General features: G+C 46.4%; 22 protein-coding genes. 13 read left to right on the top strand and 9 right to left on the bottom strand.

Annotation, left to right across the window (positions count from 1 at the left end):
• Positions 1-69: 69 nt before the first annotated feature.
• Positions 70-1,146: a DUF1835 domain-containing protein gene (locus tag V6W81_RS27930; protein ID WP_338541047.1), complete on the top strand. Its 1,077-nt coding sequence runs from the start codon at positions 70-72 to the stop codon at positions 1,144-1,146.
• 77 nt (positions 1,147-1,223) lie between these two features.
• Here the strand turns inward: V6W81_RS27930 and V6W81_RS27925 are convergent, their stop codons facing one another.
• Entirely contained in the window at positions 1,224-1,754 is a 531-nt protein-coding gene (locus V6W81_RS27925; RefSeq protein ID WP_145044768.1) for a cupin domain-containing protein, read from the bottom strand.
• A 285-nt stretch (positions 1,755-2,039) separates the two neighbouring features.
• Positions 2,040-2,213 (bottom strand): CsbD family protein, encoded by a 174-nt coding sequence (locus V6W81_RS27920; protein WP_082560610.1) that lies wholly within the window; start codon positions 2,211-2,213, stop codon positions 2,040-2,042.
• 675 nt (positions 2,214-2,888) lie between these two features.
• Here V6W81_RS27920 and V6W81_RS27915 point away from each other — a divergent pair.
• Together V6W81_RS27915 and V6W81_RS27910 are read left to right on the top strand one after the other, a co-directional pair.
• Positions 2,889-3,335, top strand: a complete 447-nt coding sequence (locus V6W81_RS27915) for a DUF1641 domain-containing protein (RefSeq protein ID WP_056703434.1) — start codon at positions 2,889-2,891, stop codon at positions 3,333-3,335.
• Positions 3,336-3,358: 23 nt separating this feature from the next.
• Positions 3,359-4,540, top strand: coding sequence for an NAD(P)/FAD-dependent oxidoreductase (locus V6W81_RS27910; RefSeq protein ID WP_338541046.1), 1,182 nt, complete (start codon positions 3,359-3,361; stop codon positions 4,538-4,540).
• A gap of 71 nt (positions 4,541-4,611) precedes the next feature.
• On the opposite strand, the gene V6W81_RS27905 is transcribed toward V6W81_RS27910, so the two are convergent.
• Entirely contained in the window at positions 4,612-5,199 is a 588-nt protein-coding gene (locus V6W81_RS27905) for a hypothetical protein (RefSeq protein WP_338541045.1), read from the bottom strand.
• Between the two features lie 324 nt (positions 5,200-5,523).
• Between V6W81_RS27905 and V6W81_RS27900 the strand changes: the two genes are divergently transcribed.
• The 6 genes from V6W81_RS27900 (at position 5,524) to V6W81_RS27875 (ending at position 12,237) form a co-directional block, all read left to right on the top strand.
• Positions 5,524-6,168: an SDR family oxidoreductase gene (locus V6W81_RS27900; protein ID WP_145044762.1), complete on the top strand. Its 645-nt coding sequence runs from the start codon at positions 5,524-5,526 to the stop codon at positions 6,166-6,168.
• A 297-nt stretch (positions 6,169-6,465) separates the two neighbouring features.
• Complete coding sequence (locus tag V6W81_RS27895; RefSeq protein WP_145044761.1) at positions 6,466-7,221, top strand: response regulator transcription factor; 756 nt, start codon at positions 6,466-6,468, stop codon at positions 7,219-7,221.
• Entirely contained in the window at positions 7,218-8,594 is a 1,377-nt protein-coding gene (locus V6W81_RS27890; protein WP_338541044.1) for a sensor histidine kinase, read from the top strand. Before V6W81_RS27895 ends, V6W81_RS27890 begins: the two co-directional genes overlap by 4 nt.
• 77 nt (positions 8,595-8,671) lie before the next feature.
• Complete coding sequence (locus V6W81_RS27885) at positions 8,672-9,472, top strand: PepSY domain-containing protein (protein ID WP_338541043.1); 801 nt, start codon at positions 8,672-8,674, stop codon at positions 9,470-9,472.
• 120 nt (positions 9,473-9,592) lie between these two features.
• Positions 9,593-10,219 (top strand): PepSY domain-containing protein, encoded by a 627-nt coding sequence (locus V6W81_RS27880; protein ID WP_338541042.1) that lies wholly within the window; start codon positions 9,593-9,595, stop codon positions 10,217-10,219.
• A gap of 503 nt (positions 10,220-10,722) precedes the next feature.
• Positions 10,723-12,237 (top strand): RICIN domain-containing protein, encoded by a 1,515-nt coding sequence (locus tag V6W81_RS27875; protein ID WP_338541041.1) that lies wholly within the window; start codon positions 10,723-10,725, stop codon positions 12,235-12,237.
• 265 nt (positions 12,238-12,502) lie between these two features.
• Here the strand turns inward: V6W81_RS27875 and V6W81_RS27870 are convergent, their stop codons facing one another.
• From V6W81_RS27870 to V6W81_RS27850, 5 genes are read right to left on the bottom strand one after another with little or no spacing between them, the layout of a single operon-like run.
• Positions 12,503-13,219, bottom strand: a complete 717-nt coding sequence (locus V6W81_RS27870) for a GntR family transcriptional regulator (protein ID WP_338541040.1) — start codon at positions 13,217-13,219, stop codon at positions 12,503-12,505.
• 44 nt (positions 13,220-13,263) lie between these two features.
• Positions 13,264-14,181: a ComEC/Rec2 family competence protein gene (locus tag V6W81_RS27865; RefSeq protein ID WP_338541039.1), complete on the bottom strand. Its 918-nt coding sequence runs from the start codon at positions 14,179-14,181 to the stop codon at positions 13,264-13,266.
• Positions 14,178-15,050 carry a carbohydrate ABC transporter permease gene (locus V6W81_RS27860; protein ID WP_338541038.1) on the bottom strand — a complete coding sequence of 291 codons (873 nt, stop codon included), beginning with the start codon at positions 15,048-15,050 and terminating at the stop codon, positions 14,178-14,180. The genes V6W81_RS27865 and V6W81_RS27860 overlap by 4 nt, the downstream gene beginning before the upstream one ends.
• Before the next feature lie 26 nt (positions 15,051-15,076).
• Positions 15,077-16,324, bottom strand: a complete 1,248-nt coding sequence (locus V6W81_RS27855; RefSeq protein WP_338541037.1) for an extracellular solute-binding protein — start codon at positions 16,322-16,324, stop codon at positions 15,077-15,079.
• A gap of 13 nt (positions 16,325-16,337) precedes the next feature.
• A complete protein-coding gene (locus V6W81_RS27850) occupies positions 16,338-17,177 on the bottom strand; it encodes a carbohydrate ABC transporter permease (protein ID WP_338541036.1) in 840 nt (279 codons plus the stop codon).
• Positions 17,178-17,386: 209 nt separating this feature from the next.
• On the opposite strand from V6W81_RS27850, the gene V6W81_RS27845 reads away from it, so the two are divergent.
• The 3 genes from V6W81_RS27845 (at position 17,387) to V6W81_RS27835 (ending at position 20,969) form a co-directional block, all read left to right on the top strand.
• Positions 17,387-18,172 carry an ABC transporter ATP-binding protein gene (locus tag V6W81_RS27845; protein ID WP_056703469.1) on the top strand — a complete coding sequence of 262 codons (786 nt, stop codon included), beginning with the start codon at positions 17,387-17,389 and terminating at the stop codon, positions 18,170-18,172.
• Position 18,173: 1 nt separating this feature from the next.
• Entirely contained in the window at positions 18,174-19,823 is a 1,650-nt protein-coding gene (locus V6W81_RS27840) for a hypothetical protein (RefSeq protein ID WP_338541035.1), read from the top strand.
• Between the two features lie 924 nt (positions 19,824-20,747).
• Complete coding sequence (locus tag V6W81_RS27835; protein ID WP_338541034.1) at positions 20,748-20,969, top strand: hypothetical protein; 222 nt, start codon at positions 20,748-20,750, stop codon at positions 20,967-20,969.
• A 187-nt stretch (positions 20,970-21,156) separates the two neighbouring features.
• Here V6W81_RS27835 and V6W81_RS27830 read toward each other — a convergent pair whose 3' ends face one another.
• A complete protein-coding gene (locus tag V6W81_RS27830; RefSeq protein WP_338541033.1) occupies positions 21,157-22,320 on the bottom strand; it encodes a Leu/Phe/Val dehydrogenase in 1,164 nt (387 codons plus the stop codon).
• A 491-nt stretch (positions 22,321-22,811) separates the two neighbouring features.
• Between V6W81_RS27830 and V6W81_RS27825 the strand changes: the two genes are divergently transcribed.
• Positions 22,812-23,327 carry a DUF2179 domain-containing protein gene (locus V6W81_RS27825; RefSeq protein ID WP_145044740.1) on the top strand — a complete coding sequence of 172 codons (516 nt, stop codon included), beginning with the start codon at positions 22,812-22,814 and terminating at the stop codon, positions 23,325-23,327.
• The last annotated feature ends 32 nt before the right edge of the window (positions 23,328-23,359 follow it).

Raw genomic sequence — 23,359 nt, 5'->3', positions numbered from 1 at the left:
GGCTGGAGAATGATGCACGACAGCGAGAACTGTTTTTTGCCAATGACTAACGATTAAAGGAGAAGCCTTATGATTGAGAATGCTTTTGAATTTGATCAAGAGTTGCATCGTATGAATGAGGATGAGCTGCGTATGTTGTTACGAGAGTTATACCTCCGAGCAGATATGGCAGTTAGTCAAGGGATAGCTGCAGATCGTACGGATGATTTTGCCGTTAAAGTTCAGTCGATATTTAAAGAGTTGGATGAACATCGAAGCCGGGATCAGGCTGAGAAGCAGGCATTGGAAGCACAGAAAACGCATGAAATACACATCGCATTTGGAGACTCACCATTAGGCAGTATTAAGGTGGCGATGGGCAACGTTCCTGGACGTTCAGGGCGGCGGTTCTTCACGATGAATGACTACTATGCGATTGGACCATTGGGGGATCTAACGAACAAAGTAAATGTGCAGCGCAGACATCTGTGGCTGCTTGAGCGATTTCACATGAGTGAACATGGAAGGTACGCGGCTCAAGGGGTAGACGAACTGCTTCACATCAACCAAGTGATCAGCTCCATTGAGGAAGAGACGCGGATTACGATCTGGTATGCCAACAATAGTCATGAGCGAACCGGACTCTTATATGCCATGTATTTGCTGCGTGACAGGAAAAGCCCCATCTATATCATTGAAACGAAAGATTTATATCCACAATTGTTTAATACACCGGAAGTACAGTATGAAGTACGCGGTACAGGTGAGATTAATTCCGAGAAATTACTGAAGATGTGGCATCACTGCGAGCATGATGAACCGTTATCATCTGAGGAGCGCAGACAAATGGAGCAAGAGTGGCTGCATCTGTCTGCACAGCCTGGACATTTGCGCTTAATGCAAGATGGGATCATCCAAAGTGTCTCTGAGGACGCCATTGATGAGTTCATCCTGCAGAAGTTTACCGAGGTGGCGTCAACAAGACAGCCTGGGGAATTCATTAAGTCAGCTCGTATTGTAGGTGAAGTGCTGGGTCATCTGGAACAAGCTGTCGGCGATACTTTTATTGAGTACCGTATACGTCAGCTTATTCTACATGGACGATTCGACATGGAGGGCATGCCTCATGCAATGCGATTTTATAGTATAAGATTTGCCGGCAGCTAGTCTAAAGGGTATTACGTTTGATATCCAAGGAAGCCGGGGCTTCACCCAATTTGTTTATTTGGGAGTTCGGGAGTTCTTCAGTCTTGTTTAGCATCTGTACGTTTACCCCATAGTTTCAGCAGTGGACCATCAGATCCATACACCGGATCGTTATCGGGTATAGGAACCTGCTGAATCTCACGCAAAGCTTGGAGACGTTCGCTTGGATCACCCGTGCGCGTATTATAATTCATGCCAGCGGGATAAGCGCCTGCGATACGGAAATCGAGGCTGGCCTGCAGCCGTTTATGCCCTGTTCCAGCAGGAAGTACGACAACATCACCCGCCTGCAAAGTAACGACCTGCCCATTTTCACCGCCTAGAATGATCTGTACGGAGCCGCTGATGACGGCCAAGGCTTCATGCGCATTGCTGTGGTAGTGGTGATAATCAAACACGCCATTAACCCAGCTATTGCCCCAGTGATGATCGTTCATCTTCTGTTCAGCCGAGGATGGATTGTCTGCCCACACCCCTTGGTATATAAGCACAGGGAGTGTAGGATGGTTAGGGATAACCCCATCGTCATGTAGAAATAACGTTCGTACCTGTGAATTGGTCTGCTCCATATATATCACGTCCTTCTGCTATTCATTCTACGTTACTATACGATTCAATCGTGATGATCAATCTATAGCGTTTGAGATCGCCATAGCAAAACCGTAACAAAAAAAGCCAGGGAAGGGGTAGTATGAACACACCTTCCTCGGCTTTTTTGCACCTCTGTCCCGGGACTGACCTGATGCTAGTTATTGTTGGACAGGGGAGTTATGCTATATCTGTTACCCATCTAGTGAAGACCATGGAGAATGACTCCTTAAGTCTGTTGAACTAGATTGCAGGAATCAGATGTATTAGTGATGTTTTTTCACATCTGCAATTTTGTCCTGAACAGCACCTTTGGCTTTATCCTTTTTACCTTCAGCCTGAAGGGATCTGTTATTCGTTGCATTACCGATCTGATCCTTCACTTCGCCTTTAGCTTTGTTCACGCCTGCTTTGATTTTATCGCCAGTTGAATTACTCATATCGAACATCTCCTTCGTTATCTGGTGTAGTCCTTATTAACCGGGTTGCTGGAATTCTAAACGATGGCTTGTTCAGAAGAGTCAAACTACATACTACATTCAAGCTAAATAAAGATGTTCATATCGGGAATAAGGGTGGCATCCTCGCCGCATAATAATGGGAGTGACCAATTTCGTTGCATAAAAAACGAGATTTTGGGAATATTTTCCTTTAAAAAACAAATGAATTGTTCCTTCGTTGCGTACATATCGCACATATGGCCATAAGTGATCTCGTCTTCATACCACATGTGGTAGAAATGCGGATCTTGGACTGAAGGAAAGGCTCGCTTAACGAGGCCGTAAACCTTGACAAAATAATCGATTTTGTTACAATGTTCACAATATCTTCACAAGTGTAAAAAATTTCTTTTTCATGTTGATGTGTAAGAGGTGTAATATAGGGGTATAGAGTTCGGTTTCGGCCTGCTTGTCGTTTTGTGCGTCAACACATGTTGCACGCAATAGATCCTAGATACAATACATCATGTGAGAGCGGCTTACGGGATTCGCTCATTCTATTGTGTGAAATTTGGTACATTTAGTTGTATTGATGTATTTGTGGTTCGGCTCTGCTTGACAGGCATCATGAAAAGTTGCGGACTTCTATCCCAAAGTAAAGGAGGACTTTCTCTTATGTCACAATCGCCTACTCAACAAGAGGTGCCGGTTACAGAAGGTGCCGACGTTTCCCAACGCCAGTCCTTGGATGTACTGGATCAACTGATGAAGCCTGAGGTACAGGAGTCTTTGACCGTTCTGGTGGAGAACCTGCCTAAATTGGCTGAAATGGTTACTGCAATGACGAAAGCTTATGACTTTGCACAAAGCGTAGCTACAGACAAAGTTCTGATCAGCGACACAATGAGTGCAATGGGTGAATTCGCTAAGCCTGTTGTAGACAAAGCTAAAGGTGTAGCTTCCGCTGCAATCGAAGCAAATGATCGTGCGCAAACAGAGCAAACTTCGGTTGGCTTGTTCGCTATGCTCAAAATGCTTAAAGATCCAAACGTACAACAAACGCTTCGTTTTGCTCAATCATTCTTGAGTGTCCTGAACGAGCGTCAACAACAGCAACGTTAAGATTAGTAGAACGGAGGATGGATATGTCGAAGCAAATTTTGATCTTGGGCGGAGGTTACGGCGGTCTGTTGACTGCGCTGACTGCGCGTCAATACTTGACCCCGGAAGAAGCGACTATTACAGTCGTGAACCGTTACCCTACGCACCAAATTATTACGGAACTGCACCGTCTTGCAGCGGGAAGCATTGCTGAAAAGGCTGTTGCACTTCCACTGGAAAAATTGCTGCGTGGCAAAAATGTTAACTTGAAAATCGATACGGTGGATACAATCAAGCCGGACGAGAAAAAAGTTCTGATGACTAGCGGCTCCACATACTCTTACGATGCACTTGTCGTTGCTCTGGGTAGCGAAACAGCTTACTTCGGAATTCCGGGATTGCAAGAGTACAGCTTCACGCTGAAATCTGTTAGTGATGCAAACCGTATTCGTACACACGTTGAAGCACGTCTGGATGCATACAAACAATCCGGCAACAAAGCAGACGCTACGTTTGTTATTGGTGGCGGCGGCTTGACTGGTATCGAGCTTGTCGGCGAATTCGTTGACCTTCTTCCTGGCGTATGTAAGGAAAAAGGCATCGACTTCAACGATATCTCCCTGTACACAGTTGAAGCAGGTCCTTCTATCCTGGCTGGTTTCCCGCCAGAGCTGGTTGATCGTGCGAAATCCAGTCTCGAAAAACGTGGCGTTAACTTCATCGTTGGCGTAGCGATTACAGAGATGAAAGAAAACGAAGTTCTGTTGAAAGACGGCAGCTCCATCCCTACGAACACACTCGTATGGACTGGTGGCGTTCAAGGTAACGCGGTTGTTGCTAACAGCGGAATTGAAGTGGATCGTGGCCGTGCTAAAGTTACGGAAGTTCTGCAATCCACATCCCACAAAGATGTGTTCGTTGCTGGTGACAGCGCAGTGGTCTTCCCTAGCGAAGGCGCTCGTCCTTACCCTCCAACAGCACAACTCGCTTGGCAAATGGGTGAGACGATTGGTCACAACTTGGGCGTAATGTTCAAAGGTGGCGCAATGGAATCCTTCTCACCAATCTTCTCAGGTACACTGGGAAGCCTTGGACGTAAAGATGCTGTCGGCATGATCGGTGGCAACCAAACTCGTCTGAAAGGTCTGCCTGCAACAATGATGAAAGAAGCAAGTAACATCCGTTACCTGTCTCACATTCATGGTTTGTTCGCACTGGCTTACTAATCAACATATCTTTAAAATGCAAAAGGACGCTCCTACGGGAGCGTCCTTTTTGACTTGTTAGTATGTAATCCTTAAGGAAGAACCTTCATTTTAATATAGTGAACTTTGGGATACGCTGTGGTATCGGCAATCTGTTCAGGAACAATGCCGAGGTTAATAGATGCATCAGAATAGGCCGAAGCGGAAATAATATATTCTTTCTCAGACAGGTTCTGGTCAAATACTTTAACGAGCCCTTTATGGGCAACGGTTTTCCTTTGAGGTAACGGACGGTATATCGTCCTTTTCGAAATGATCCCTCCATTTGAATACAAGAACGTATAATAACCATTCCCTCGATCTACATCGCTAAGAACGGTAATAACCATGTAGGGGGAAATACCGTCCGAATTGTCCGTAATCTTATACCTACCCAAATCCTCCTGATACGTGAGCTCCCCATAGGTGTACTCTTCAAATAAAAGCTCAACGGTTTGATTAACGCTGCTGAACTCAATGATAGAGTGGTTATCCGTCGTATTACTTAAAATCTGATTGACTGAATCCTGCGAAGAAATGTATGTCGTATCATCTGGTATGAGAGAACATCCTTGTTGCAGTATCAACATTAGAGAAAAGATGATAAGCATAATTAACTTTCGATCATTTCTTTTTACCATAACTATGTACCCCGTCTGTTTGAAGAATGTAGAAATACTTAGAAAATTATTACATCCACTTACTAATTTTACATGAAATATATGCTATGCAAAAGTGATTTTGAATCTTGTGTATCTTTTTTATTATCTAGAAATGAACTGTACATAGTAATATCCGGAAGTGGTTTATGTCGAGTGGGCTTCCAATCGAATAACTGATAACGTGTAACTGGAATGACGTCGAAATTATAAGGGTACGTATGCAGCAGGTTAAATTTTTCGACTTTCGTTTAAATTAGAGATATATCGTATGACTGATAAATGAATAAAGGAGCGTGTGACATTATGAACGTATTAGTGATTGGAGCAAATGGACAGATTGGTAAGCTGTTGGTGGAACAGCTGGTGCAGGAAGGCAAGCATCAAGTCACGGCTATGATTCGCAAACCGGAGCAGGCAGATGCTCTGAAGGAGATCGGCGCGAGTGTCGTAATGGGCGACCTAGAGGGGAGCGTCGATGATCTGGCTCAGGCGATGAAGGATCAGAATGCGATTGTGTTTACAGCCGGATCAGGCGGCTCCACAGGACCAGACAAAACACTGCTGATTGACCTTGATGGTGCGGTGAAAACGATGGAGGCTGCTGAGCAACAAGGAATCTCCAGATACATTCTGGTCAGTGCATATGGCGCGGATCAGCGTGATAAATGGCCAGATGAGATCAAGCCGTATTACGTGGCGAAGCACTATGCGGATCGTGCATTGTTTGCAAGTGAGCTGAATTATACCATTATCCGCCCCGGCGGCCTGAAGAACGAATCAGGTACAGGTCAAGTTGCCGTTGGCACAGATCTCAAACCGGGAAGCATTGCGCGTGAAGATGTAGCTCGTGTCATTGCTGCTTCCTTGCAGGAAGAAAAGACATACCGCAGAGCTTTTGATCTGATTGCGGGGAATGACTCCGTTCAGGATGCGTTAAGTACGTTATAAAGCGATACGGAAGGTTGTTCTGTTATCGGATTGCTAAGTGAAAATAAATATAGTTCAATCAGTTCAACTACATTTTTTACACGGGAACGGAGAGGACAGAAATAACATGAAGAAGCGGAGCGCTCGCCTTTATCACCGGATTTTCCCTTTGAAGAAGGGAATCAAAAAAATCTGGGGATAACAGCGATCGGAAGGTTATTCTGTCATCGGAGTGGCAAGTGTAACTATTCTTTAGTTGAACGTGGATATGTTGTATTATACGGGAAAAGGAATGTGGGAAGTGAGGGGGAGCTCTGCATGAATGAAGCTGTATTGGTGATTGAGGATGAACCGAAAATATCGCGCCTGCTTGAACTGGAGCTGCAATACGAGGGGTACCAGGTAGGTAAGGCGGGCAGTGGAACAGAGGGACTCGAAATGGTTGCGGACAGGCAGTGGGATCTTATCCTACTGGATATTATGTTGCCTGGTCTGAGCGGGATTGAAGTGCTGCGCCGTATTCGTGCGAAGGATGCGAGAATTCCAATCCTCATGCTTACCGCTAAAGATTCGGTAGAGGACAAAGTGTCTGGGCTTGATCTCGGAGCCAATGACTACATTACCAAACCATTTCGAATTGAAGAGCTGCTTGCTCGTGTGCGGGCAGCACTGCGATTAAGTGCGGCAGCATCAACTGTCTCATCTACCTCTGCATCGACATCACCGGACATGAATCATGTTTCTTCTGCGAGCTCCCCTGAGCTTACTTCAGGCTGGCTTACTGCGGCTGGACTGAAACTAAATGAAGGTACACGGGAGGTATCCCGGGATGGCACACAGATTGAACTTACACCACGTGAGTTCGATCTGCTTGTATATTTGCTTCAGAATCAGCGTCAAGTACTCAGTCGGGAGCAGATTGTACAGGCGGTCTGGGGATATGATTATTATGGAGATACCAATGTGGTAGATGTATATATCCGATATGTGCGCAAGAAAGTAGATAACGGCTTCACGCCGCCATTAATACATACCGTTCGGGGCGTCGGGTACGTCCTGAAGGAACAGTTATGAGTTTGAAAAGTAAGATTTACGGATATTCTTCCGTACTGTTTGCTGTGCTTTTAATCGCTGTTAATTTGTCCGTGTATATTGTATTTGAGCGAATGTCGATTAATAACGAGATCAAGCGGATTGAAGGAGAAGCGGAGTCTATTGTAAAAGGAGTGCGACAGTCTGCCGGATCGATTCCGCCGGACGACTTGTTACGTGCCTACGCGCCGCTGGACGGCATGCTGCGGATTGTAAACGAGGACGGCACCAGCTCCGCACCGGTAACGGCAGAGACAGGAGAGCAGCTAAGCAAGCTCTCCTATACATATGAAAGTGAGAAGAGATCCGAGTACCTCCAGATTGGAGAGATCGGTTATGTCTGGGTATCACTACCTGTTATCTGGCCGGATGGTGAAGTGGTGAATGTGCAAGTCACCGAGAGCATTGCCGAGACCGAGCGTGGTCTATCTGTGCTTCGAACTGTTCTGGTTGCTGTGACAATCATTGCGTTGATTCCCGCCATCATCTCCAGCCGGATTCTAGCTAACCGGATGACTAGGCCAATCCAACAAATGACACGTACGATGGGAGACATCCAGTCTAGTGGTCAGTTCAAGCGTCTTTCACTGGATGCCAAGTCCAAGGATGAGTTGAATACGATGGGACAGACATTTAATCGCATGATGGATCTGCTGGAATCAAACTTTGAGCGGCAAGAACGCTTTGTCTCAGATGCCTCTCATGAATTGAAAACACCGCTGACCATTATTGAGAGCTACGCGAGTTTGCTCCAGCGACGAGGGAAGGAACGCCCTGAGGTGTTTGACGAAGCCGTTGAAGCTATTCTGTCCGAGTCGATCCGTATGCGGGAGATGACGGAGCAACTGTTATTGCTAGCGAAGCAGCCAGAGCAGTGGAATGTGCAACTAGAGCGAGTGGATATTAACCGACTCGTGCAGGATTCCACGAGAGCATTCCGTGAAGCCTACCATCGTGAGGTGATCTGTCACGATGCAGGACATATATGGGCTATCAGCGATGAGAGTAAGCTGAAGCAGCTCTTGTTTATTTTGCTGGATAACGCTCGAAAGTATAGTGAGGCACAGATTGAAGTTCATGTTAAGACACATCATCAGGAGAGCTGGATACAGATTGTGGACACAGGGATCGGCATGAGTGAAGCGGATCTAGCCAAAGTATTTGACCGATTCTATCGCGTTGATCCGGCGAGAACGCGTGGTAGCGGAGAGAGCGGATCGGGTCTCGGCTTGTCTTTGGCCAAGGATATTGCCGGAGCGGTTGGTGCACGTATTGAGTTGATCAGCACAGAGGGTGTTGGGACGACGGCTACAATTATTTTGCCATCTTCTGTACAGCGTGGCTCACTCTCATGAAATTCTCATTCTTCTCTTATATACTGATGACAGGATAACGTCTCGGATAAATAGAGCATATTGAAGGAGGGAATAGCATGGAGGAATATCGGGAGCAGCCTGAAATGAAGCGACAGGAACATCGTCTTTCAAATAAATCGAGGTTCCAGCGTCCGGTATGGTGGAGCCTGGCGGCACTCGTGCTGTTGTTGATATTAGCAGTTAGTTGGTGGAAGCCGTGGCAATCTGGCCGTGTAATGTTGACGGCAGAGGCTGCCGAGCAATCGGTGCTGGCTCAATATCCTGGGGGAGAGATTGTGAACTCTACGTTGAAGGATGGGACGTATCTCATGCAGCTTCGAACCGAAACGGGGTTATATGACGTTCAACTTGATGCGGTAACCTCTACGGTGAATTCCATTAAACGACTGGAGTCTAACCCACAAGCCGAAGAGAAAACCTTGTGGAGCCGGGAGCAAATTAAGACCGAATTACAGAAACAAACGGATGGTGAATTGGACTCACTTGAACTGGTTGAACAACAAGGTAGCCCGGTATATAACGCTATATTGATTATGAAGGACAACAGCCGTGAGCAATGGACGGTTGATCCCTATAACGGGCAGAAGCAGTCTTCGAAAGTATTGGATGCTCCTGCGGTAAACGAGCCAGCCCAAGAAAACAACAAGCCGCAATTCTTGAGCGAGAAGCAGGCTGAGCAGAAGGCACTTGCCCGAGTGCCAGGGGAAGTGGATGATATTGAACTCCGTGGCACGAACAGCGGTAATCCATATTATCTGGTTGAAATTGACCTGGAGGATGGCAGGGAAGCGATTGTTCAGGTGAATGCAATCTCTGGCGCAATCCGTTCCGTAACATGGGACGAGGATGAAGATTAACGGGTTCTCCTCATTTTCTCATCAAATTCTAATGTGTCTCTCGCTGAACTCTCATTCGCACAGGTTATTCTATAACTGTAGACGAGAACGAGAACAACACAACCGAGGAGATGAATGATGATGAACAAAACTAAATTATGGATTGGAAGCTTATCAGCAGCCGTATTATTGGGAGGCTCAGCGGTAGCCGCGAGTGGAAGTGTGAATGGACAATCGGTACAGACGACACCGACATCTACTTCACAATCAACAACCCAGAACCAGAGCAATACGGGAAAATTACTTACGGTGACACAAGCCAAAGCGGCAGCTCTAAAAGCAGCTGATGGCAATGGCAAAGTGGACGATGTGGATCTGGAACGTCGCAATGGACAGATTATCTATGAAGTAGAGATCGACAGACGAGGAAGCAATGACGTTATCGTTCGTTTAGATGCTTACACAGGCAAAGTTCTTGCGGTGGTAAATGACGACGATGATGACGATGATTATAACGGTGCTGTAACCAACAATTCATCCAGCACGTCTGCATCGAATCAGGTTAAATTAACGGTAGCTCAGGCTTCCGACATCGCATTAAAACAAGTGACAGGTGCCAAAGTAACCAAAGTCGAGCTGGATCATGACGATGGTCGTTATGTCTATGAGATCGAGTTGAGAACGGCACAAGGTGAAGCTGATGTGGATATCGATGCCAACACAGGTAAAGTGCTGTCATTCGATCAAGACTTTGATGACGAAGATTAAGAGCTTTGATTCATTTTAATTCTTAGTTAAAATAAAAGATTGCACTAAAAAAGATACGCTTGCAGAGGGCGCTTCGCATGAAGCGTCCTTTTGCTGTGTAGCGGCAGTAGCGTATGTCTGCTCGCATTGTGTAGCATGTTGTGCAATCGCGCATCGGTCTGATCATTAGCACCACGTTTGTTGTGCAGCTACAGAGCAGCTCGCTAATATCGAATCCAGTGTAGTGGCAATGTCATCTCGATTACTGCTATAGCTACCTCTACAAAATTTACAGTTCCTAACATGCTTTTTTTTGTAATTTAATGTGCATTCGTACATGTTCCGCAGAATTGTTCACTATTCAGTAATGAATAATATGGATACAATTGGAAACAGGAGGTGAGTGCTGAACCAATATATCTGGAGTAAGCTACGACATACTGAATTGAGGAATTGCACAGGAAGAGGAGGCATCTTAATCTCTTTTGTAAGCGCTTCACTAAAACCATTGGAGGTGTAGCTGTATGCATATTGCTCATCATCAACATAGTGATCACATGAATAAGAAAGGTCGTCGTTTTTCACGCCATTTATGTTATCTTCTCGCTCTAATTCTAGCCTTCCAGGCGCTAGGGGCACTCCTTGTTCCGGGATCGTCTGCTTCAGCAGCTCCAGTCAGTATAACGAATGGGGTACAGTTCAAGGATACCAATGGTGACGTGATCCATGCTCATGGCGGCGGGATGATCCAAGCAGATGGCTTTTATTATTGGTTCGGAGAAAATCGCAATCCCAATGGAACATTTAAGGCTGTGTCCGTCTATCGTTCATCGGATCTGAAAAACTGGGAATATCGTAACGATGTGCTAACAAGTCAATCGGCAACAGAGCTGAACATATCCAACATTGAACGTCCCAAAGTGATTTACAATAGTGCGACAGGAAAATACGTGCTCTGGATGCACAAAGAAAATGGTATCGATTACGGCGAAGCCAAGGTAGCCGTAGCCACCTCAAGCACAGTGGATGGGAACTACACGTATATAGGAAGCTACCGTCCACTTGGTTATGATTCCAGAGACATGACCGTATATAACGATAATGGAACAGCATATCTCATCTCAGCTACTCGTGTGAATGCAGATCTGAATATATACAAGCTCACCCCCGATTTCCTTGGTGTGGAATCATTAGTGACTACATTATGGCCTGGGCAATATCGGGAGGCACCAGCCATTTTTAAGAAAGATGGCGTGTATTTCCTCATTACGTCTGGAGCAACCGGCTGGAATCCGAATCAGGCTAAATATGCAACAGCTACAAGCATTACCGGTACATGGAGCGGGCTGAGTAACTTTGGGGATAGTACCACTTACGGATCTCAATCCACTTATGTGCTTCCAGTGGAAGGTTCGCAAGGAACGTCATATCTCTATATGGGTGATCGTTGGGCTGGTGCTTGGAGCGGCCCTGTGCAGGATTCTAAATATGTGTGGTTGCCGTTATCCTTTCCAAGCACAACGAGTCTAGCGATGAATTGGGCAAGTAGCATTACGATTGATACAACGGCAGGAACGATTACAGGTGTTAATGCTCCTGACGTGTGGGATGCGAATGCTTCCTATCAGTTCATCAGTCGGAAGAGCAATAAATTGCTGAATGTCATCGGTGGATCATCTGATAATGGTGCAGATCTGGAGCAGCGTGCAGATCAAGGTAGCACAAGTCAGCAGTGGCAGATCACGGATGCAGGAGGTGGGTATGTCAAAATCATCAATCGTGCCAGTGGCAAACTCATTGGTGTTGAGAATGGTTCTACAGCCGATGGTGCTGTCATTGAGCAATGGAATGACGGAGGCTGGGCGAGTCAGCAGTGGCAGCTCGTCAGCGTTGGTGGAGGATATTATAAATTGAAAAACCGGAGCACAGGCAAACTGCTCGACATCTCAGGGCAATCCCTCGCTGATGGTGCAGCCGCAATCCAGTGGACAGACAATGGCGGCACGAATCAGCATTTCCAAATTATTAAGGTGCAATAAATTATCTAAACTAACAACCAGCGAACAAAGAAGGTGAATAAACGAAGAAGATACAAACAATTACATTATTACATCATTAAATTGCCTAATCACCAGATCGCCAACTGAAAATGAACCAATGCCAGCCTCCGCATCCTGTTCATGTACAGGTTACGGAGGCTGGCATACAAGTATAACTATGTTATTAACGCACGATCACTTCCGCTATGGTGAGGTAGAATGACCGCGATTATATTAGATGGCACCGCACCTCTGCGATGACCATTCACTTGCGCTCTCTGCGAATCCAGAACTGGAATACATCACTTCTTAAGTAATCAAAGGAATACAATACTTCTCGATTTTGCTGATCATAATGCAATTGCTTCATGAGAAGCACAGGAGTCTCTTCCATATGATTCTGCAACCGTCCTACATACTTGTCTTTCTTTGGTGGAACCACCAGCTCCGTGTCTGCTCTAGCGATCTGAATCTTACACGTATCCTCTAGAAACTTGAATAATGACCCCGAGAAGTCCGTACGTTCAAAAGCATCTCCTACCAATTCCTTAGGCATAATATTAATGGAGTAGGTTACAGCCTCCCCATCTGCATATCGAACTCGCTCAACCTTGATTACTGTGGAGCCTTCTTCGATATTTAGCGCCTCAGCCCATTCTTGCGTGCACGTTACCTCTCCGATCATTTCCTTCGTATCCGTTTCGGTTAAACCTGCCAGCTTAATCATCGTACCAATGCTCTGTAAGAACTCCAGCCGGCTAGGAATGCCCGGGAGTGGTTTAATGACAAAGGTACCTACACCATGCCTCACCAGCAGCTTTCCCTCTTGCTCTAATAGCTTGATTGCTGCACGAAGGGTCTCTCTGCTAACGCTGAAATGTTTAGCCAGTTCATACTCGGAAGGCAATTTTTCTCCAACATGCCATATCTTGTTCTCGATCATCATTTCCAGTTCATGCTTGATGTGCTGGTAACCACTCAATGAATCAAACCTCATCTCCTATAGTTTTATGCCGCCCGCTGTTTCTACTTAACAAGCTCTACCGTTCTTTCCATCACGTCTATTCGAATGATCCGATGCTCGGTCGATAGCCCTTCCGTGTAAAATAGCTGTGCATCCGAATGCTCGCGAATCAGTGGCTCCATCGCTGTATGAGGAAGCTGATAGGTCCCCTGATCATCCGCGCTGATAACGACAGCGTGTGGTGTCCATGCCCGAAGGTTATCTTCGGACAGGTGGCTCGCGTCACCATGATGCGGGGCTTGCAGGGTGTGAACCGCTCCGATCTCATCGGCATAAGGCTCCCAATAATCCAATCCTACATCCGAGGTGAGCAGTGCTACGGAGTCGCCTTTGTTTTTGATGAGTACCGCTAATGATGCATGGTTGAGCATCCGGTCAATGGTGGTTAATCGCTCTTCCTGTTGATCCAGTTGGGTGAAATTTAATTGATCTAATTCCTCGCTGAGCTGTGTCCATTTGTGCTGGCTAGGCGTAAGGATATGGAACTCCATGTCCTGTTCAACAATTGTATGACGTTTAACGATCTCCGTCTTCTTGATACCCAGTTCATCTATGCGATTCAAAATGGCAGCATATAGCGTGAACGAGCCTAGAATTGGTGTGGAATAATCGTTTATTGCACTTTGTTGAACGTGCCCAGGCAGAGGTAGATGCAGAATGACCTCCTCGATAGAGACATGACCCAGAATAGGGAGTACACCACCAATATGATCTCTGTGAAAATGCGTTAGAACGAGCACATCAATCTTCGTAATTTCATATTCTCGAAGATACTGTTCCAGACTACAACGACGCGGATTGGTCATCGGGTTCACGTCTCCACCGTCTACTACGAGGCAGTAGGTGCAGTGTTCCTCCATCCGCCGAATAACCGTGGCTTCACCGAAGCCAACATTAAGGAAATCAATGAACCATTTCATGCTGTTCCTCCCATCGAACGTTTGATATAGAACACGGAGAACACCAGTACCAGCATCACCATGATCACCGATGCCGCCGCGCCATATCCAATCTGGAGATTGTACACGCCCTGCTTGTAGATATATTGAGTAATGGTCGTTGTTGAATTGGCTGGTCCACCACCAGTCAGAATGTTGACTTTATCGAATAACCGGAACGTATCAATAGTGCGAAGCAAAATAACCATGAATAAGGTCGGCATAATGTTCGGCAGTGTAATGTGGAAAAAGATGCGCAGCTTACCTGCCCCGTCTACTTTGGCTGCCTCGAATTGTGATCGAGGAACGGATTGTAGTCCTGCATATAACAATAGGAAGGCGAACGGTGTCCATTGCCAAATATCAATGAACAAGATGGCATTGAAGGCGATGTTGATGTCCATCAGGAAGTTAAATGGCCCCACACCGAACCAGTGAAGCAGATGGTTGACGATGCCGTTGTGATTGCTGAGCATCATCTGCCAGATCAGAGCCACCGTAACCGGCGGTAATAAAGACGGAGCAAGCATCGTGATCCGCAATACTTTCTGTCCGCGTCTCATGCTCTCGATGAGCACGGCAATGCCAAGCCCCAGAGCCGTTTCGATTGAAACGGCCAGGAACATGAATTTGAGCGTATTCCAGACGGCTTGACGGAACTGCTCGTCCTGAATGATTTTGACATAATTGCTGAATCCAATGAACTGCTTCGCATCACTTGCCAAATAATAATAGTCCGTGAAGCTGTTGGTCACGGTATAGATAAATGGAAATACGGTCACGCAGATTAACAGCAACGTTACAGGTGCCAGCATCGCCCATTGAAAGACTCGTTTACTTGCCAAGTTCATTGCACTCCTTTCCGATGAATGAACCTTTATTGCATAATGTCATCCATTGCCTTATTGGCATCTGTTAGAGCCTGCTCCACTGTCTTTGTTCCAGCAATAGCTGCGGACAATTCAGCACCGAGTGCTTCCTCAACTTGCGACCATTTGGCTGTTCTTGGTCTTGCTACGGAGTTCTGCAATGCTTCTAACATGACAGGGAAATGCTTATATTTTGCGGCAAGCTCTGTGTCCTGATAGACACTTTTGCGAGTAGGTACGCCGCCGTGTTCAACCATTTGCTTCTGTGTGTCACTGCTGGTGATGAACGTTAAGAACTCAGCAGCAAGCTCCGGGTTTTGTGAATTGGCGGTTACACCCATCATCCAGTTACCGATCATCCCTGTGGAGACGGATTCAGCGTCAGATGCAGCTTTGGATGGAATGGCAGTATAATCTGCACTAGCTGTTTCGCCTTTGATGAACCAAGACGGCCATCCGAGTGCCATTGCAGCACGACCTTCCGATACGGAGCCGACAATATCGGTATTTTCATAGTTTTCTCCAACAGCAAGCAGTCCAACATAGGTGTCTAACGCTTTGTGGCCTGCCTCAGAGTTAATCTGTGCTTTCCAATTATCATCGAAGATCTGTCCGCCATATGCCCAGAACAGAGGCAAGAAGTCGGAAACGATAGGGTTACCCTGTTGACCACGGATCACGTAGCCTGCAGAACCATCTTCTGCTTTGATTGCTTTTGCGGTCTCAAGCACATCTGTCCAATTCGTTGGAACTTCATGGTTATGACGTTCAAGCAGCTCTTTGTTATAGAAGAACAACTGCACATTACCTGAGAAAGGCAAGGCATATAGATCTCCTATCGCATATGGAGACTTACCAAGAGCAAGAGAGGACTCTTCAAAGTCGGAATCTTCTTGGATTCCAAGGTCGGATAGCTTAGCGAAAATTCCTGCTTCACTGAATTGAGGCATCCATGGATCGTCGGCCATAATCAGGTCATATGCACCTTTGCTGTTCTTCGCATCAAGAGAGATTTTCTGCTTCAAATCTGCCGCTTCGAGTCCAATAATATCTACCTTCACATTGTGTTCCTTCTCAAAGGACTCCTTCACGGCATTCATCGCGTCCACATGAGAACCACCTCTGGCGGCAATGACCAGCTTGTCTGTCCCCTGACTAGAACCTTGTCCAGAAGCCTGCCCCTGAGACTGACATCCAGTGAACAGTACCGCGGTTGTTAACAGCAAGCTCAGCATATACGACATCTTTTTTCTCATTTTCTCTCATCTCCTATTCTTTAACTGCACCGGCGGTTAAGCCGCTAATTAGATGTTTCTGTAGAAAGATCGCTGTGAGTAGTACAGGCAGTACGGACACGAGACCGCCACCCGCAACCTTACCCCACTCCGTTAACTCTTGCTCGCTGTTCAGGGTGGCGAGTTTCAGTGGAATAGTGAAGCTGTCAGGGCTCTGAATGAAGATTACGCTGTACAGGTATTCGTTCCATGAAGCCATGAAGGATAAGATGGTTACGGCAGCAATGCCCGGTACGACCAGCGGCAGCATCACTTTGGTAAAAATCATGAACTCGGATGCACCATCGATACGTGCACTTTCCTCAATCTCACCTGGCACACCGTAGAAGAATGCCATCATGAACCAAATGACGAGCGGCAAATTCACCAGGACATGTGCGACAATAATCGGAATCTTGGTATTCAGCAATCCAGCATCATTCATCATGATGTATAACGGGAGTGCAAATGTAATTGGTGGTAGGACACGAACGAGCAAAATCCAGATCATCAGCGAGCTTTTGAATATTCGGTAATGGCTTCGGAACGTTCTGCGCCCAAGCACATACGCCGAGGACAATCCGAACACAAGAACAATCAACAATGAGCTGACGGTGATGATAAAGCTATTGATTAACGGCCCCATGTAATTGTCTTGCACAAAAATGTTAAATATATGTTCCAAGGTTAATGATCTCGGAAATATGGATACCTCTGTGAACAAATCAGACGATTCTTGCGTAGCAATGACGAGCATCCAATAGATTGGAAACAGCGTCCATAGGAGTAGAGTGATGAAAGTTCCATATTTTAGACCTGCGCTTAATCTGTTCAATCTGTTCTCCTTCCCCCTTATATGTCTAGACGTCTATACGACTACTATAAATTTGATTTATTTGCTGAATATCATCGAAATATTAAGCAGTGTTAATTTACGGTGGATTTCTTGCGCATCTGTTCCGTAATCCAAACTGTGGTAAACTAGTAGAATTGTAGAAACTAATGATGTATACGATACCAATCAAGATGGGAGCGAGTAACAAGATGAGAGAAGAACAAGTGCTATCCATTGAAGGCTTACGAATGAGATATAATGGGCGATATGTATTGAACGGGATTGACCTTGAAGTGAAGCGTGGCGAGATGATTGGATACATAGGTCCGAATGGTGCAGGCAAAAGTACAACCGTTAAGATTTTGCTCGGTCTGGTTGAAGGGTATGTGGGCACGGTGCGTATTTTTGGTAAAGATATCGAAGATAGTGGTGTGGAGTATAAACGTAGAATAGGATATGTCCCGGAAGTTGCCGAGTTATATGAACAGCTTACGCCAGCAGAATATCTGACCTTTACAGGGGAATTGTACGGGTTGTCCTATGAAGACGCGGATTACAAAGCGAAGCAGTTAATGGAGTGTTTCGGTCTAGCACAGTCCTACAATGCTCGTATTGCCTCATTCTCCAAAGGAATGCGTCAGAAGGTACTGCTTATTTCGGCATTATTGCATGATCCGGATCTATTATTCCTCGATGAACCGCTTAGTGGACTTGATGCGAATAGTGTGATGGTGGTGAAGGAGATTTTGTCCCAATTATCGGCAAAAGGGACGACCATCTTCTATTCGTCACACATTATGGATGTTGTTGAGAAAATCAGTAGCCGAATTGTGCTCATTGCGGAAGGCCGCGTGATGGCAGATGGCACGTTCCAGCAATTGCAGCAGCAGTCGATGGAGGGGTCACTGGAGGAAGTGTTCAATCAACTGACTGGTTTCAATGAACATAAGGCGATAGCAGAGCGGTTTGTCTCGATCGTGCAGGAGGTGTACTAATATGGCGGAATCCTCCGATTTCCGCTCGCTCAAGGTTCTGGATCGTTTCCGGCATGTGATCGCGCGAACCGGAGCGGATTACGATGTTTTGCGACTCATTTTGCGAGTGAAGTTCCAGATGGATCAGCGCCGTGTACCTACAGTTTTGGCGGGTAATTATGGGAACAAGAAACAAAAAGAGGGGAATCTATACCTTCGTTCGTTATGGTTGTATGCCTTAATGGGATTGATCATGGTTCCCTTTATTGTCTGGGATACGGGGCATTACATGCTTCAGATGAGTATTGTTACGGCGATGTTGATGTTCATGATTATGACGTCTATGGTCTCCGATTTCTCTTCCGTGCTACTCGATATCCGTGATCGGAATATCATCATGACTAAGCCAGTCAATGCCCGCACCATCGGCATGGCTCGTGCCATTCACGCCGGAATCTACCTTCTATTATTAACAGGCTCGCTATCCATTCTTCCACTGGTGGCAACGCTCATTCGTTATGGGATCGGATTCTTTCTACTATTTGCCGTGGCGCTTATTCTGATCAATATGCTAATTCTGGTGACGACCTCACTGGTCTATCTGTTCATGATGAAGTTCCTGGATGGGGAGAAGCTGAAGGATATGATCAACATGGTGCAGATTCTATTATCTGTCGGCATTGCCGTGGGGTATCAACTGGTCATCCGTTCATTTAGCATCGTTGACTTCAACATGGTATTTACTCCGGAATGGTGGCAGTTATTCCTTCCTCCAGTATGGTACGCGGCTCTGTTCGAATGGATTTTCGGCGGGGGTGGAAACGCATGGCTGTATGTTTTCTCGGCGTTAGCCATCGTCGTTCCAATCATCAGTCTGATGATCTACGTGAAGCTTATGCCGTCCTTTGAATTGTATTTGGAGAAAATGGCTCACGCCGCTCAGACCTCAGGTCGCAGACGTGGAGGCTGGGATCGGATCATGGCTAGAATGTTCTGTAGGACGCGGGAGGAGCAAGCGTGCTTCCGATTGTCTGCCAACATGATGCGTAACGAGCGTGAGTTCAAACTTAAGGTGTATCCTAGCATTGGCTTGTCTCTCGTATTGCCATATATATTTTGGTTTACGTTCATGCAGGATTCCTCATGGGCTGAATTACGGGAAAGCGCACTCTTTTATACCTTATATATTATGTTGTTTGTCGTAGTAACTGTGGTGATGATGCTGAAATTTTCAGGGCACTACAAGGCGTTCTGGACGTTCCGCGCCGCTCCACTTGCCAATGATCATGTGCTCTACAGTGGGACGTTAAAAGCCTTTTTGTGCAATATGTTTATGCCTGTCTTTATGATCAATGCGGTTGTGTTCCTCTGGGCGTTTGGTTTGCGAATCGTACCGGACATTGTGATCATCCTGTTGATAGGTACAGCGCTCATTCCGTTGACCAGTAAACTGTTATTACGTAAGCCTCCGTTCTCGGAATCGTTCAGTATGGCACAGCAAAGTGATGGGTGGCTTGTGTTGCTGGCTTTGCCAGTACTGGGATTGTTTGCGGGGATACATTTCTACGTTCAATCCTTACCCGCAGGAATCTGGATATACATTGCGTTGCTCGTTATAGCAAATGCGATGCTCTGGACGATGTTATATCCGGTGAAAAGTGCTCGAAAGTGACAGCTCATTGAGATAAGATTTCGTATATAAAAAAGGAGAAGCCCAGGATGGTTCGTTCGAATCCGATTGGCTTCTCTTTGTTATATGCTGTGCTGTGGCCAACGTAGCGTATGTGATGGATTTCCGACGGATAAAAATTGATGTAACATTACGGTTTGTGTTGGAACGCAACAACTCTGATTCCACCGTCTCACCCTGAGTTCCGCGATTCCCTCAGCAGTAACTCACCGAGCTGTAGATGAGATAAGAAAACTGAGCTGTAGATCAGATAAGAAAACAAAGTAAATGAAATGATAGATACGGAATTCTTTGTGGTTGTGAATTTATCTCTGATCATGTGATCGAGCATTCGTTGAACTTCAAGCGTTTTATACGTCGTGTCCTCAGTAATGGGAGCAGGGGGCGTTACTGCACGACGTGCCTACAACTTTCTGATTGAGTCTGTCTGGAACGTATTTTTTTCAAGCCAATGATATCTTTGGGTAGAAGTGCAACAGTCCACTTTACATTTATCCGATCCCCATAGTTGGACGAACCTCACACACCTTATTCAACCTAATGTAGCCTCTTTTAAAATCTAACGAATCTCACACACGCTATCGTGTTGAAAACAAACGTTTCTCACCCATTTCAAGGTCAATTTAGTAAAATAACGTGCCTAGGATTCGTTAGATTTCAACGGGGAGCTATTTGCTCCATATAAGAGGTCTCAGGTTCGTTAGAGTTGTAGTAAAATCCTGAAGCTGTAATGCGAACTTACAACTGTAATGCAAACCTACAACACTAATGCAACCAAACTAATGCAACCAAACTACTGTCATGCTACTACTGTGATGTTACTTACTGTAATGCTACTACTATAATGCAAATGCTACTAATTTAAGATCTCAGGTCAGCTGGTCGTCGAGCAAAATGGGAGTGCTGATGAGCTTAATTCTGTTTTCACTTGATCCTGTATTAACAAAAGAAATGCTATTTCCGAATGAGGAAGCTTTATGGATTGGTTGGATGATGGCAGGGATAAGGGATGCCATGGATATTATGAAAAGAACAAGAGAAGCCCGTCGACAATTCGTTGGAATCGATTGGCTTCTCAGTATTATGAAATTTATGGCTTGTGAAGGGTACCCGCCACAACGTATCTGAATCAACTTCTATTTATAGACTCAACATTGCGGGTTACAGACACAGCGTTGCAGGATTTTTCTGACACATACCACTCTTGCCAAAGGAAGCTAAACACAACAGATGGATGGCATCTGTGAACAGAGCCTTGAACCGGCGACCACTTTTAATATGCACCAAAGCGCCGTGTGCTGGTGTTTCACTTAGATTATGAACGGGGAGTTTTGCCGCTCAGTCTGGCTTCAGCCATTTGATCTGCTGCATCAACAGTGGATATACCATTTGTTGCTGCGGCGCGGTAGACCGCGGAGAGCGTATCCGCAATACCCGCCACCTTCTGGCGGATCGTATCCGGCTGCGCGCCTTCCAGCTCGTAAGCGGTGCTGATGATGCCTCCGGCATTCAGCACGTAGTCAGGCGCGTACAGAATGCCGCGCGCCTGCATCCGGCCAATAACCAGTTGCCGCTGGCTAAGCTGGTTATTGGCCGCCCCGGCAACGATGGAGCAGCGCAGCTCCTCCACCGATGCCGGGGTTAACACGCCCCCTAGGGCACAGGGGGCGAACACCTTGCAGTCAGCGGCGTGAATATGGGCCGGATCGGCCGAGGTAGCGCCGCTGAACTGCACAAGGGCACGTTGTACACGCTCCGGTACAACGTCTGCCACGATGAGCCGTGCCCCGGCTGCATGCAGGTGACGGCACAGGGCATACCCAACCTTGCCCAGTCCCTGGACAGCAATGGGAATGCCCTGCAATGTGTCGGTGCCTTGATAGCGCAGCGAGGTCACGATGCCGGTGTACACACCGTAAGCGGTCATCTCGGCGGTGAAGTCATCCTGGGCGCCCAGTGATCCGGTCATATCGGTCACATAGGCAGTCTCCAATCGGATCTGATCCATGTCAGTGGATGTGGTGCCTAGATCAAGACCGGTAATATAGCGACCGTTCAGTCGTTCAAGAAAACGTCCAAGGGCTCGAAAGATATGGGCTCGCCCAGTGTTGGTGTTGGGAATGATGAGTTGATCGGAATCCATGACGTTTTTGACAGGGAAAGAAGGAATAGCTTGGGCTTGAGACTGTGTAGGGGAATTGCTCACCTTCCACTCCGTAGGGATATTCCAGACAACGGCTTTCCCGCCGCCATATGGCAGACCAGAAACGGCTGATTTATAGGTCATACCTCTGGCAAGCTGGATGGCGTCGCGGATTGCATCCTCTTCTGAGGCATATGTCCAGCAGCGACATCCTCCCAGTGCTGGCCCGAGTGCCGTGCTATGAATAGCGACCACTGCTTTTAGCCCGCTACCTGGGTCGTGACAAAATAGGAGTTCTTCCATCCCTTCCTGCTCCATCTCCTGCCATAGCTGCATGGATGCTCCCCCCTTTTAATTTATCGTTGATGGGTATCGATTGTTCGCATGATGTGTCCCATTGTGTTCGGCGATTACTAATGCTTCAGCATATTCAATGATAGAGCCTTTCGCCCCTAGGTCTGTTGCCGGGTTGATAATCGCAGTAAACAATTCTATAATGGCAGTTCTGGCACCATACAGATTGCAAGTAGACCGTTTAAAATCACCCCATAACGTCCAATGATGAAGATAAGAATTAATAATACTTGGTTAGTCTGAGAGTAAACGGAGTATCACGAACTTAGGCTGGCAGTAACAGGTCTGATCATTAGGAGTTGTCTCAAAACTCGCTGAAGTGCATCTTTCACCACCTTTTCGCCCGCTGTTGTGTCAGTTTCCCTTGATGTGCCTCGGCACGCCTACGGAAAACTTCCTGACTTGGAACGAAAATTCGGCAAATCTGCGTCCTTCGGAGTTTTCAGACATGTCCTAGGAAAGAGGGATGCAAATTGTTTAAAATACTCGTTTTTATTTTTCTGATTCAAATTGTCTACGTATCGGCTTACACCCTGCGTATGATATTGACGCTTAAAGGTCAGAAATACATCGCCGCACTGATCAGTACGGGAGAGATTGTGATCTATGTACTCGGATTGAACCTGGTGCTGAGTTACCTGGATCAGACGATTGCACTCATTGTTTATGCGGTGGGATATGGGCTTGGTGTGTTACTAGGTGCTTGGATTGAGGAGAAGATTGCGCTTGGCTATGTTACCGTGAAGGTGATCTGTAATCAGATGGACGGCAATGTTGCCAATTCTCTGCGGGACAAAGGATATGGCGTTACCGCTTGGGTGGGCAGTGGGCGCGATGGGGACAGGCTGGTTATGGAAATTTTGGCGAAACGCAAAAACCAAAAGCTGCTCTACCAGACGATTCTCGGTCTGGATCCCAAAGCCTTTGTCATTACTGTAGAACCCAAACAATTCCATGGTGGCTTCTGGACACGTTCTATCAAAAGGTGAATTAAAAAATGTAAAATCAAGCAGGTCTGCAG

It is taken from the genome of Paenibacillus tundrae (genome assembly GCF_036884255.1).
Classification (GTDB): Bacteria; Bacillota; Bacilli; order Paenibacillales; family Paenibacillaceae; genus Paenibacillus.
This window is presented reverse-complemented; position numbering and strand designations above follow the sequence as displayed.